This is a genomic window from Pseudoalteromonas sp. 68 DY56-GL68 (assembly GCF_041414825.1).
Taxonomy (GTDB): domain Bacteria; phylum Pseudomonadota; class Gammaproteobacteria; order Enterobacterales; family Alteromonadaceae; genus Pseudoalteromonas.
The window spans coordinates 14990-27972 of the sequence record NZ_JAOCZL010000011.1 but is presented as its reverse complement, the minus strand read 5'-3'; the positions used below and the strand labels follow the sequence as shown (position 1 = coordinate 27972).

Sequence of the window (12983 nt, the reverse complement as noted above, 5' to 3'; positions counted from 1 at the left end):
CAGCGTTTAATTTCCCCAGCTATTGCACAGTTCAAGCCAAAAATAAAAGCCATTAAATATCAGTCAACTATATTTAATCGCTTGATAAAAAAGTCAAAATGACACACCATTAAAAACATCAATAAAACACATTCAGGTCAAATTGACATGGCGATCAAAAAATCCCTTCTTGATGTTGCTCTTGCCCTTACCAAAGCAAGCAGTGTTGATTACAATTTCAACTATTTATTGAATTGCATTAATGATTGGCTTGAATGTGATGCAGTTGCCTTATTATTGAAACAAGGTGATGTGTTAAAACCTGTAGCCCTACATGGATTGTCGGACGATACGTTAGGAAGGCGCTTTAAAATAGCGGAGCATCCGCGCTTATTTGAAATATGCCGTGGCAGTGAACCGCTAAAATTTGCCAAAGATTGTGGCCTACCCGACCCCTACGATGGTTTATTACAAAGCCAGCATGGCGACTTTCCTGTTCATGCCTGCATGGGTGTGCCGCTGCAGAGCAGTAAAGACAACAGCGAACTACTCGGTGTTTTAACCTTTGATAGTTTAGATGAACATGCCTTTGACGCTTTAGCAATGAATGAGCTCAATCAACTAAAACAGCTAGCAGCAGGTTATGTTGAGCATGCCCTAACCTTGCAGCATCTTATGCAACATGCACAGCACAGCCATCAAGTTGCACAACAGCTTAATCTTGAAGCGCTGACGCGAGAAGGTGTCGAAATTATTGGTAATAGCCAAGCAATGCTGACCCTTAAAAATGATATCCAGCTGGTGGCTGCCTCAGAATTCAGCGTATTGATACAAGGCGACACAGGCGTCGGTAAAGAACTCGTTGCGCGCAATATCCATTTAAACTCAAAACGCCGCGACATGCCGTTGATCCACTTAAACTGCGCATCGTTACCAGAGAACTTGGCTGAGAGCGAGTTTTTCGGCCACAGTAAAGGCGCATTTACTGGCGCACATACTGCGCGCCAGGGTAAGTTTCAACTCGCCGATGGTGGTACGCTATTTTTAGATGAGATTGGCGAGTTACCCCTTGCGATGCAAAGTAAACTACTACGCGTATTACAAAGTGGTGAAGTACAAACGGTGGGGGAAGATCAAAGCCGTTATGTTGATGTCAGAGTGATTGCAGCAACCAACCGCGATTTAAAACAAGAAGTCGCTGCGGGGCGCTTTCGTGCAGACCTTTATCACCGCTTAAGCGTTTACCCATTGCATGTTGCACCGTTAAAAGAGCGCGATAACGATGTTATTTTATTGGCAGGCTTTTTTATTGAGCAAACATCTAAAAAATTGGCAATTAAACAACTTAAGCTTAGTAGCGATACACAATTACTACTGCGTCAATATAATTGGCCTGGCAATGTGAGAGAGCTTGAACACGTTATTAGTCGCGCAGCACTCAAAGCCAAGCAGCAGCAATGGCAACAAAGCATTGTCACAATCGAGCCTGAGCATTGTGATATTGCTAAAACGGCCGTTGCGGCACCAAGCCCTGTTGCAGTTAACGAACAAAAAGCCTCTCGCTTATCACTCAAAGAGGCAACTGACGCTTTTAGTTATCAGTTGATAATGCAACAACTTGAACTACACAACCTAAATTGGGCAGCCACAGCACGCACCCTTAAAGTGGATAGAGCCAATCTAGTGCGACTCGCGAAACGCTTAGGTATCAGTGTTAAGAAGTCACTCTAGCTAGCCTGTTGTCTTTTTAAAGTACGCTTTTAGTAGCTGACTAAAAGCTTGCACTTTGGCAGTACGGTGCACCAAATGATGTGTCACCAGCCAAAGATCTGTTGGCCAGTTTAGTTCTTTATGAAGCACTGGCACTAAATCAGAGTACTGCTCTGCCACTTCGTGCTGCAAACCACCAATACCAAGCCCCCTAACAATAGCCCTTGTAGCTTCTGATGTTTCAGACACCCGTAACTTAATTTGCGAAGGTTCAATATGTTGATCAACCCATGCAAAATAAGGCACTTTACCGTTGTAGCCAGCCACCCCAGAAACAAAACTATGCTGCTCTAGCTGCTGAATACTCTTTGGCATACCATATTTTTCAATATAGCTTTTTGAGGCATAAAACCCAGATGATAGCTCCGCTAAGTGCTGGGCAATATAGTCACCTTCATCAGGGCGAGGGCCCGCTCTGACAGCAATATGCGCTTGACCATGGTCGAGTCGTAGACGATTTTGGTCAAGAATAACCTCAAGCTGCACTTGTGGGTGTAAACTTTGGAACTGCTCACAAACATCACTGAGCACATCAATAAAACCACTCACCGTAGTTAATAATAAGCTGCCTCGTAACTGGCTATCAGCAGCAATGATATCGTTGTGAAGTTTTTCAAGTTCAGCGTTAATCGATTTTGCAGTCGCAAACAACTTAGCGCCAATTTCTGTCACTGTATAACCACGGGCATGGCGGTGAAATAACCGTGCATCAAGGTTATCTTCTAAATTGTTGATTCTTCTTAGTACTGTGCTGTGGTGAACACCTAACGATTCGGCAGCAGCGGTTAACGTGCCGAGCCTTGCCACCTCATAAGCGACCTTAACATCTTGCCAATCATCAAATTGAATTGCCATAACAGCTCCTCATGTGCATTTACGCACATAAGTTTTGCGTTTATTTGGCTTTTCTGCAATCTATTTTTTGCTACAGTGAGCATATCAACAGTGGTTAAATCAACAACAGTGAAGCTTAAAAGGAATCCCTCATGACAGCACCAAAAATAATTGCCCTCGCAGGCAGCCTACGTAAAGACAGTTTTAACCAAAAACTAATTAATGAAGCAGCGCGCTTCGCCCTCGAAAGTGGTGCTGAAGTGGAAGTACTCAAACTAAGCGATTTAGATTTACCACTATTCGATGAAGATATAGAAGCACAAGGTACGCCTACTGGCGCACAATTGTTAAAAGATAAGCTTCGTGCTGCTGATGGTATTTTATTAGCAAGCCCAGAATACAATGGCTCAATTACAGCGCCACTTAAAAACGCTATCGATTGGGCATCTCGCACTGAGCAAGGTGCAGTACCGGCATTTCGTAATAAAGTAACCGCTTTGTATGCTTCTTCGCCAGGTGGTTTAGGTGGCTTACGCGGTCTAAACCACGTGCGTGATATTTTATCAGGTATTGGCAGCTTAGTACTTGCGGATCAGTTAGCCGTACCTGCCATCCACACTAAATTAGATGAACAAGGCCGCATTAATGATGCCGATACAGCCGAACAAGTTGCCAGCCTAGCCCGACAACTTGTTAGTGTGGCAAGTAAATTAAATAAGTAAGCCTGATTTAATAGCCCTTAGTTGAGTTTTGTCGCTGCCAGTTTTGCAGCGATAAAATCTTCATGAGTCACATACAAGAGGCTAGCAACACGGCGAATCACAACCTCTTCATGTTTATCTAATTCGCCATCAGCATAGGCTAAGCGCCATAACAGCTCGATAATATCAATACGCTGCTCGGCACTACACTGCGCATTTATTTGCTTAGAAAACTGAAAATAATCAATCGCTTCATCTAAATTTTTAGCAGCACTATCAACGAGCTCCTGAACTTCATCATCTGTTAAAGAAAAATACTTCTTTAAGGTGTCATTCAGTGTTTGTTGCTCATCATCTTGTAGCTCACTGTCGGCGCGCATAACCTCGATTAATAAAGCGGCAACCGCTGTTTTTAGGTCATGCTCACTAATATTTGATTGAGTATCGTCCATCGCTGAAAATAGCTGTTTTATTTTATTGAGCATCACATTTTTACCTTTTGAGTGTTAGACTAGGTATAAGATATAAACTAACGTTACCCTAGTTTGACTATCGAAGCTAATTCATGGTTCAACAACACGCGCTAGAATTATTGCATCAATCACATGGAGTTAGGTGTTTATGAACAAACCCCGTTCGATATTCGCATTATCAATCAGCGCCCTTTTACTTACCGCTGGTTTTCCCGCTGCATACGCCGAAGAAACCAAAACAGAAAAACTTTTCGACTTTGATGAAGAAGTCCACTACTACCAAACTAAATTAGCCGATGGCCGCTACCACCTCGAAATTCAGTCTGATGACTACAAGCACTTTCGCAATCAAAGCGTATTCTTACTGCGCCATGCAAGTCGCTTGTGTAGAGATAAACCGTTTATGCTAAGAGTGACTGATGGCGTACAGGAGTATGAACGTTTTCCTACTAAACCACGAGCCTATCAGCCACCTTTAACGGTTGTTTTGCAGTGCGAAGACGATACTAAATAGTATTAGTCTTCATACCCCCAAGGTGCGCTTGGAGGCGTAATAGGTTTGGTTAAATCAAAATCAACGCGAAACTCACGCCCTTCACGCACTAAACGATACGTAAATTGCTTTGGATAAATATACATTTGCCACGTATTACCCATTGATTGTGGAATACCTTGGTTCACAAACAACTCTTTTGAATATTGATCAGCTGGGAACGACTGCGCATTAGCAAAACCAGCATCAAGGGTATGACCACCATACATGGTTGATTTATCATCGCTACCATCTTTATGGCGATGATCGTGCTTTAAACTCAGTCCACTGCCTGTTTTTGTGATGATCCAAGTACGAGACGCATCGTCACCCACATGAAATGGCACTTGCAATTCACGCTCATTACAACGACGCACATGCATCACTAACTTTTTACCCGCAAATGAACTGGGGCCTGTCGCGTTATCAACGCTAACTTTACCTTCGTAAGCTTTACCACAATGGGCAGCAATATTATCAAAAAAGCCATCATGGCTTGGAATAGATACTAACGGCGCTGGACGCGCAGCCGCTACTGATGACGCTGCTACGAGCATCGATGCCACTAAGTATTTCATGGTGTGTTCCTAAAATAAAAAATTTTAACCCTAGCCTAGCCTAGCGATTTAAAGCTAATAAAGAAAACAATCACGATAAACTGCTTGCCTAAAAATAATCAAGACGGGTTTGTAGCTAGTTGTATGTCATGTTCAGCGCGCGATTTCATGAACTTCAGAAGTGATTTGTGAAAATCCTGAAAGATCACCTCTCCCCACACTCGCGAATAAATGCCAAAATTAGTGTTATCAAGTACAGTCGTTTTTAGGCTTAACAGCGTTTGATTCTTGCCACTTGCAACTAATTCATAACCGCCATGTAACGGCGAAAAATATTCACCGCCCAATTTCACATGCTGATCGAGCGCCTTATCAGGAATTAAGTCTGGGTCTATATCAAACTTATAAAGCATTTTCTCATTCGGCTTCCACTCAGTTATCACTTCTTTGAATACAACATTTTTCTGCCACTGACTGGTTCTTATTGCACCTACCCCATCACCACTCATATCAGCTCGAATTGGCCTTGGAATACCAATTAAATGCGAAAATGAGCTCGGATACTCGCTCTCGTGGATTTGGCTAACATTAGCTAATTGTTGCCACACAACATCAACAGGCGCATTTATAACAATCGTATTTTTAACTTCGTAAGTTTTCGATAGGTGTAAAAAGTTGAGCTCTAAAGGAGAAAAGATCAAAGGCAACAATGCTACCGACATCACCGCTTTGTTGCTTTTCTTTGCCCAAAGTCGATGGCAAAGCCCTGCTAACATACCGCCAATACTAGCAAAAAACATAAAGGCAGGGAGTGCCATTGCAACGCAGATGCTGCCCTCTAAAAGAGTAATAACACTCACAAATAAGAAGATAAAAATAGGCTGCCAAGCGATCACTGCCATTCTTCCATATGTCATCACAGGCACCTGATTGTATTCAAAATGTACCCGTATAAAACCAATAGCAACAGGCACTAAAAACATAAACGAAATAGTAACAAGGCTACCGAAATTAAACGTTTCGCTAACTTCAAGAAAAATGCGTATGCTGATGCCGTAAAGAACACCCATCACGATGCCGATAGATTTAGGAGAAAGAGGCCACATAGTTATTTATTGTTTCGTTATTTTACCAACCAAATTAGCAACTTTCTTTTTTAGAAACAAATAAAAACGCGACTTTCGCCGCGTTTAGGTTCCACATGTAAAAAAACCTTTTATTGCCAAGGGCGCTCAGCTTTAAGCTTAGTTTCAAAGGCATCAATTTGGCTGTTAAGTGTTTCAGTCACACCGATAAAGTCTAAGCCACTTAACAAACGCTCTTTAATGTCATGGCGAATATCAAAGTCAATAGTGTCAAACTTATCGCTACGAAGTTGTTGGTTTTCTAAATCAACTTCGATATGGATATCGTCATGCTGTTCACTCAACACAAATAATTGCTCAAGCGTTTCTGCTGGTAATGCGATAGCAAGCATTTGGTTATTACCGCAGTTATTAAAGAAAATATCGGCAAAGCTTTGTGCTAAGATAACTTCAAAACCATATTGCTTTAATGCCCAAGGCGCGTGCTCACGCGATGAACCACAACCAAAGTTGTCGCGAGTTAAAAGAATTTGCGCACCTTGGTAACAAGGACGATTCAAAATAAACTCAGGGTTTGGCTCACCGTTATCTAAATAACGCCAATCGTAAAAAAGCGCCGCATCAAAACCATCACGGCTGGTCGACGTTAAAAACTGCTTTGGAATAATTTGGTCAGTATCAACATTGTTTTTATCTAACGGGGCCATTAAGCCACTAAAAAATACGCTCATTAGGCTTCTCCTCTGATATCAACAAAACGACCATGAATTGCCGCTGCCGCTGCCATTGCAGGGCTCACTAAGTGAGTACGTCCACCGCGACCTTGGCGTCCTTCAAAGTTACGATTTGATGTAGACGCACAGCGTTTACCGGCTTCTAATCTGTCGTCATTCATTGCTAAGCACATTGAACAACCTGGCTCACGCCATTCAAAGCCAGCTGCTTTGAAGATATCTGCAAGGCCTTCGTCTTCGGCTTGTTTTTTAACAAGGCCAGAACCTGGAACAATCAGTGCTTCAACACCCGCGGCAACCTGCTTACCTTCAACAATTTGCGCGGCAGCACGTAAATCTTCAATTCGGCTATTGGTACATGAGCCAATAAACACGGTATCAACAGTTGCTGAAGACAATTTATCACCGGCTTTTAAGCCCATATATTTTAGTGCGCTACGAATCGCATCAGCTTTGATTAGATCTGGTTCTTGCTCAGGGTCTGGAATGAATTCATCGACGCCAATCACTTGCTCAGGGCTGGTACCCCAAGTAATTTGCGGTTGAATATCAGCAGCCTCCAATTCAACAACATGATCAAACTCTGCGCCTTCATCAGTTTTTAGTGTTTGCCAGTAGGCAACGGCACTATCAAAGTCAGCACCTTGTGGTGCAAATGGGCGACCTTTTAAATAATCATAAGTTGTTTGATCTGGCGCGATTAAACCCGCTTTTGCGCCCATTTCAATACTCATATTACAAAGTGTCATGCGCGCTTCCATAGACAGCGCTTCAATTCCTTCACCACAAAATTCAGCAACATAGCCAGTACCACCCGCAGTGCCTAATTTACCAATCACAGCCATGATTAAATCTTTGGCAGTAACAGTTGGGCGCAGGCGGCCATTAATTTGAATTTTTAACGACTTGGCTTTTTTCTGCTGTAGTGTTTGAGTGGCTAGAACATGCTCAACTTCTGACGTACCAATACCGTGCGCTAGTGCGCCAAATGCACCGTGGGTAGAGGTATGGCTGTCACCACATACTATGGTTGTGCCCGGTAAGGTAATGCCCTGCTCAGGCCCCATTACATGCACAATACCTTGGTTAATCGAATTTAAATCATAAAGTTGAATACCAAACTCTTTGCAGTTTGCATCCAGTGCCATTAGTTGGTTTTTCGACACTTCACTGGCGGCATCTAATGAGCGGCTTTTTGTTGAAACGTTATGATCCATGGTCGCAAAGGTTTTTTTTGGACAACGTACTTTACGGTTTTTCTCACGTAAACCAGCAAAGGCTTGCGGCGAAGTAACTTCATGAACTAGGTGACGGTCGATATAAAGTAAATCGGTTTGATCGTTAATGTTGGCGACTACATGAGCTTGCCAAATTTTATCGTATAAGGTTTGGGCCACTTGCTATTCCCTCATTTTAGTTACGCTGAGTGACGAGCTCAGCGCAAACAATTTTTAATTAAATACGTGCCACTATTGCCGCAGCAACATCACTGGTGGTGTACCCTGCATTTGGGTAGATATCTGGCGTACCGACACCAGCTTCAACCGCTTCTGCTACCGCTTTTTCAATCGTACGAGCAGCTTCATCTTGCCCTAGTGAATAACGCAGCATAAGCGCAGCACTTAAAATTTGTGCGATCGGGTTTGCAACCCCTTTGCCAGCGATATCTGGTGCTGAGCCACCAGCAGGTTCATACAAACCAAATCCAGACTGATTTAAGCTCGCTGATGGTAATAAGCCCATAGAACCTGTGATCATCGCGCACTCATCAGACAAAATGTCACCAAATAAATTATCGCAAAGTAATACATCAAACTGACTTGGCTGTTTTACTAACTGCATCGCCGCGTTATCAACATAAATGTAATCAAGGCTAACTTCTGGGTAGTCTTTACTCACTTCGGTGACCACTTCACGCCAAAGTACACTTGACGCTAATACATTCGCTTTATCAACCGAGGTAACATGATTACTACGCAGCTTAGCGGCTTCAAAGGCAAAACGAGCGATACGCTCAATTTCTTTACGTGAATATGTTTGGGTATCGAAAGCAACTTCTTGGTCACCTTCGCCACTACGACCTTTTTCACCGAAATAAATACCGCCTGTTAGCTCACGCACACATAAGATATCAAAGCCTTGTGCGCTGATATCTGCACGCAGCGGTGACGCAGCGCTTAGTGCAGGTAATAATTGTGCTGGGCGTAAATTACAGAACAAACCAAAATGCTTACGCAGTGGCAACAAGGACGCTCGCTCTGGTTGCTCATTCGGTGGTAAGTTTTCCCACTTAGGGCCACCAACAGAGCCAAATAAAATCGCATCGGCATTTTCACAGGCACTTAATGTGCTTTGCGGCAAGGCCTGACCAAACTCATCAATGGCAGCGCCACCAATCGCGTGGTGATGACGAGTCAAAGTAAAACCAAATTTTTCGCTTACAGCATTCAAGACGGTTTCTGCTGCTGCCATAACTTCTGGACCAATCCCGTCGCCTGCTAATACTGCGATACTGTAATTCGATTGACTCATCCTGCTTTCCTCTGTTGTTTTAAATCAGACACTTTTTGTGCACGATAAATTAAGTTATACACGCGGATCATGGCGCGTACCGACGCTTCAACCACATCCGCTGCAATGCCCGCACCGTGATATGGGCGACCATCGTATTTAGCGATAATATTCACTTGTCCTAGCGAGCTAGCACCTTGGCCTGTTGCTTCTAGGTTATATTCAATCATTTCAACCGACATACCCGTTAAGCGCTCAATTGCTAAAAACGATGCTTCTACAGGGCCATTACCTGTTGCTGCCTCTTGCTTAGACTCGCCATCAATTGTCATGCCGATTGTTGAGCTCGCCACAGATTGCGAATTAGACGTCGAGTTAACAAACTCAAGTTGGTACTTCTCGTCTTTATCTTTGATTTGATTAAAGTAAATCATCGCTTCTAAGTCGTAGTCATACACAGTGCCTTTTTGGTCTGCTAATGCTAAGAAGCTGGTGTATAAGCTATCCATATCGTAATCAGATTTTTGATAGCCTAACTCTTCTAAACGATGCTCAATAACATGACGACCTGAACGCGAAGTCATGTTTAATTGGTTATTGGGTACGCCGACACTTTCTGGCGACATAATCTCGTAAGTGTTTTGCGCTTTTAATACGCCGTCTTGGTGGATACCTGAGCTGTGTGCAAAGGCATTTTCACCAACAATTGCTTTGTTTGGTTGTACTGGCATATTACAAATCTTCGCGACTTGGCGCGAAGCACGGTAAATTTCTTCACTGCGAATATCGGTATGCACTTTTAAGTGATCTTCACGCATTTTCATGATCATCGACACTTCTTCAAGCGAACAGTTGCCTGCGCGCTCACCAATACCATTAATGGTACATTCGATTTGGCGAGCACCGGCTTGTACCGCTGCGATTGAGTTAGCAACCGCTAAACCTAAATCGTTGTGGCAATGCACGCTTAAACGCGCCTTGTCGATGTTTGGCACATTATTCATTAAGTGATGGATCATCGCAGCGTATTCGTCTGGCGTTACATAACCTACGGTGTCAGGTAAGTTAATTGTTGATGCACCCGCATCAATAGCACTTTCAACGATACGGCATAAATCCCAATGCGGTGTACGACCAGCATCTTCACAGGAAAACTCAACGTCATCCGTGTAGTTACGCGCAAGCTTAATCGACTTAACAGCCATCGCTGTTGCATCGTCTAAGCTCATTCGTAATTTGTGTTCAAGGTGTAATGGACTAGTTGCGATAAAGGTGTGAATACGGCCTTGCTCAGCAGGGCGAAGTGCCTCACCACAGGCTTCAATATCTTTTGCTACAGCACGTGCTAAACCACAAATAATCGGCCCTTTCACCTCAGTTGCAATACGCTGTACAGAGCGAAAGTCTGCGGGGCTAGATACCGGAAAACCGACTTCCATTACATCCACATTTAAACGGCTAATGGTATGCGCAAGCTGAATTTTGTCATCTTCGGTTAGGCTTGCTTTTAATGCTTGCTCACCATCGCGTAACGTTGTATCAAAAATCCAAACTTTATCTTTCATAAATTGTCCTCGTTCCCAATGACCCATTAGCGAGATAAAAAAAACCCCGCGTTTGCGGGGTTTTATAATATTTACAAATGCAAATACACTAAGCCCCACCTACTTGCTTAAGCAGTAAGAGGTTCAGTGTTAATGTAATTAAACGTGTCATTTGCATCTTAATTTTCTAAATGTGTGTTCAGTGAGCTGTATTTTTAACACCCAGCACACACTCTTGCAAGCATATTTTTTTCACTAAGAACAATATAAAGACGCAAATATAGAAATAAAAATTCACAAAACAAACAAAAAAAGGATAAAAATGACAATTTAATGGTTAGTTGTCGTTAGAAAAAGTACTTAACGCTTACGGCCTGCTTAGATTAACTTTTTTCATTTCCACCGTTATCCCTAACATACAATAATGCACCACGCGCTATATAACGTAATTGCCAAATAACACGTTCTACCAACTCTTCACGTTGCTGCCCTTCAATATCAAGCGCCTCTGCCCCTGCGTTAAATACTAAAGTGACCATCGCTTCCGCTTGTATATAGGCATGGGTGGCATCGCATGGCGTTTCACTTTCAAGGTAATGTGCAAGCTCCAAGATGAAATGTTTTATCTCGCGAGCAACCGCGGCACGAAACGCTTTTGAAGTACCTGAGCGTTCACGCAATAACAACCTGAATTGATTACTTGAGTTATCAATAAATTCCATGAAAGTGACAATCGATGTAGTAATGACACTGCCACCACTTTCGATACGCCGACGGGCTTGGCGCATTAACTGGCGAAGCGTTAACCCCGCTTCATCAACCATGGTCAAGCCAAGTTCATTCATATCTTTAAAATGGCGATAAAAAGAGGTTGGCGCAATCCCTGCTTCACGAGCAACTTCACGTAAACTTAAATTAGAAAAGCTATGATCGGCACTCAATTGATTAAATGCAGCTTCGATTAGTGCTTGTCGTGTTTTTTGTTTCTGTTGCGCTCTAACACCCGACATGAAAACTCCCAAGGTGAACTTTTAATGATTTTTAAGTTAATGAGACAGTCTAATACTTGACGCGAAGAGTTTGAAACACTATTTTAGCGTACAACTGTACGCCGAGATTTATTATGATGAAGAAACCACCGATTATTTGGACCAATGTGTTATTTTTTAGCCTGACATTTTTGGCCGCAATTACACTTGTTCCTTGGTATGGATTTAGTTACGGATACACCACTGTGCAATGGATAGCTTTTGTTGCTTGCATGTTTTACGCAGGATTATCTATCACCGCAGGTTACCACCGCTTATGGGCACACAAAGCCTATGATGCACACCCTGTGATTGAATTTATATTCGCCCTTGGTGGTGCATTTGCGCTGCAAAATAGTGCGCTTCACTGGAGTAGCGACCACCGTATTCATCATGGTCAAGTTGATGATCCAATCAAAGACCCTTATGCCGCAACAAATGGCTTTTGGTACAGCCATATAGGTTGGATGCTGCGAGACTATCAAGGAGAGGAATACGGAAATTATAGTAATTGCCGTGACTTACAGAAAAATAAAGTCGTTATGTGGCAACACCGCCACTACATGAAATTAGTATTAGCGACCAATATTGGTATTCCTCTTTTACTTGGGTTAATGGTCGGTGATGTGTGGGGGATGTTACTACTTGCAGGGTTGTTACGTTTAGTATTAAGCCAGCATTTTACCTTTTTTATAAATTCAGTTGCCCATATATGGGGGTCTCGTCCATACACCGAAAAAAATACCGCACGCGATAATGGTTTTTTAGCGTTATTCACTTATGGTGAGGGCTATCATAATTTCCACCATATTTTTGCCAGTGACTATCGTAATGGTATTAAATGGTATCACTATGATCCAACCAAATGGATGATCCGCACGCTCGCATCTGTCGGTCTTGCATCAAAATTAAAACGTACACCGGTCGAGCGTATTGAAAAAGCCAAAGCAGAAACCTTGATGAATAAAACCCAAGGCCGTCTTGCAAAATTGCCTTTAGCGCAAGATAAGCTTACATTATTACAATCTGAGTACGATTTACTGCTGAAAAAACTGCAACACTTCTGTGCCCTGCAAAAACGCGTGTTAGAAATCAAAAAGAATAACATGATGAAACAATGCGAAAAATCAGCATTAATGACACAATATCATGAGCTTGAAGCCGCTTGGGAAAACCAAAAGCAGGCTTGGCTTGCACTAAATGCGAGGTTATTAAAAGCCTCTTTTAGTTAATAT

The 12983-nt window shown here is 42.7% G+C and carries 13 protein-coding genes; 4 read left to right on the top strand and 9 right to left on the bottom strand.

The genetic code is table 11. The features are described from left to right. Positions 1-147: 147 nt before the first annotated feature. On the top strand, positions 148-1710 hold the full coding sequence (gene norR, locus NYF15_RS07235; RefSeq protein WP_130149190.1) for a nitric oxide reductase transcriptional regulator NorR: 1563 nt from the start codon (positions 148-150) through the stop codon (positions 1708-1710). Here norR and NYF15_RS07230 read toward each other — a convergent pair whose 3' ends face one another. Then, positions 1711-2604 (bottom strand): LysR family transcriptional regulator, encoded by an 894-nt coding sequence (locus NYF15_RS07230; RefSeq protein WP_130149191.1) that lies wholly within the window; start codon positions 2602-2604, stop codon positions 1711-1713. A 131-nt stretch (positions 2605-2735) separates the two neighbouring features. On the opposite strand from NYF15_RS07230, the gene NYF15_RS07225 reads away from it, so the two are divergent. Then, complete coding sequence (locus tag NYF15_RS07225; protein ID WP_341803488.1) at positions 2736-3305, top strand: NAD(P)H-dependent oxidoreductase; 570 nt, start codon at positions 2736-2738, stop codon at positions 3303-3305. A 17-nt stretch (positions 3306-3322) separates the two neighbouring features. On the opposite strand, the gene NYF15_RS07220 is transcribed toward NYF15_RS07225, so the two are convergent. Next, a complete protein-coding gene (locus NYF15_RS07220; protein ID WP_130149208.1) occupies positions 3323-3769 on the bottom strand; it encodes a TerB family tellurite resistance protein in 447 nt (148 codons plus the stop codon). A 136-nt stretch (positions 3770-3905) separates the two neighbouring features. On the opposite strand from NYF15_RS07220, the gene NYF15_RS07215 reads away from it, so the two are divergent. After that, positions 3906-4271 (top strand): hypothetical protein, encoded by a 366-nt coding sequence (locus NYF15_RS07215; protein WP_237120358.1) that lies wholly within the window; start codon positions 3906-3908, stop codon positions 4269-4271. A gap of 2 nt (positions 4272-4273) precedes the next feature. Here NYF15_RS07215 and NYF15_RS07210 read toward each other — a convergent pair whose 3' ends face one another. The 7 genes from NYF15_RS07210 to fabR all read right to left on the bottom strand — a co-directional run bounded on the left by NYF15_RS07210 (position 4274) and on the right by fabR (position 11730). After that, the gene (locus NYF15_RS07210) at positions 4274-4867 is read right to left on the bottom strand and encodes a hypothetical protein (RefSeq protein WP_237120359.1); all 594 of its coding nucleotides are present in this window, start codon (positions 4865-4867) and stop codon (positions 4274-4276) included. A gap of 98 nt (positions 4868-4965) precedes the next feature. Further along, positions 4966-5952, bottom strand: a complete 987-nt coding sequence (locus tag NYF15_RS07205) for a hypothetical protein (RefSeq protein ID WP_371353191.1) — start codon at positions 5950-5952, stop codon at positions 4966-4968. A gap of 110 nt (positions 5953-6062) precedes the next feature. Beyond that, the gene (gene leuD, locus NYF15_RS07200; RefSeq protein ID WP_130149196.1) at positions 6063-6662 is read right to left on the bottom strand and encodes a 3-isopropylmalate dehydratase small subunit; all 600 of its coding nucleotides are present in this window, start codon (positions 6660-6662) and stop codon (positions 6063-6065) included. Continuing rightward, entirely contained in the window at positions 6662-8062 is a 1401-nt protein-coding gene (gene leuC, locus NYF15_RS07195; RefSeq protein ID WP_371353190.1) for a 3-isopropylmalate dehydratase large subunit, read from the bottom strand. Before leuC ends, leuD begins: the two co-directional genes overlap by 1 nt. A 58-nt stretch (positions 8063-8120) precedes the next feature. Beyond that, positions 8121-9197, bottom strand: coding sequence for a 3-isopropylmalate dehydrogenase (leuB, locus tag NYF15_RS07190; protein WP_371353189.1), 1077 nt, complete (start codon positions 9195-9197; stop codon positions 8121-8123). Continuing rightward, complete coding sequence (gene leuA / locus NYF15_RS07185; protein ID WP_130149199.1) at positions 9194-10741, bottom strand: 2-isopropylmalate synthase; 1548 nt, start codon at positions 10739-10741, stop codon at positions 9194-9196. The genes leuB and leuA overlap by 4 nt, the downstream gene beginning before the upstream one ends. A 362-nt stretch (positions 10742-11103) precedes the next feature. Then, positions 11104-11730 (bottom strand): HTH-type transcriptional repressor FabR, encoded by a 627-nt coding sequence (fabR, locus tag NYF15_RS07180; protein WP_062568368.1) that lies wholly within the window; start codon positions 11728-11730, stop codon positions 11104-11106. Between the two features lie 116 nt (positions 11731-11846). On the opposite strand from fabR, the gene NYF15_RS07175 reads away from it, so the two are divergent. Next, positions 11847-12980, top strand: coding sequence for a fatty acid desaturase (locus NYF15_RS07175; protein WP_062568369.1), 1134 nt, complete (start codon positions 11847-11849; stop codon positions 12978-12980). Positions 12981-12983: the final 3 nt, after the last annotated feature.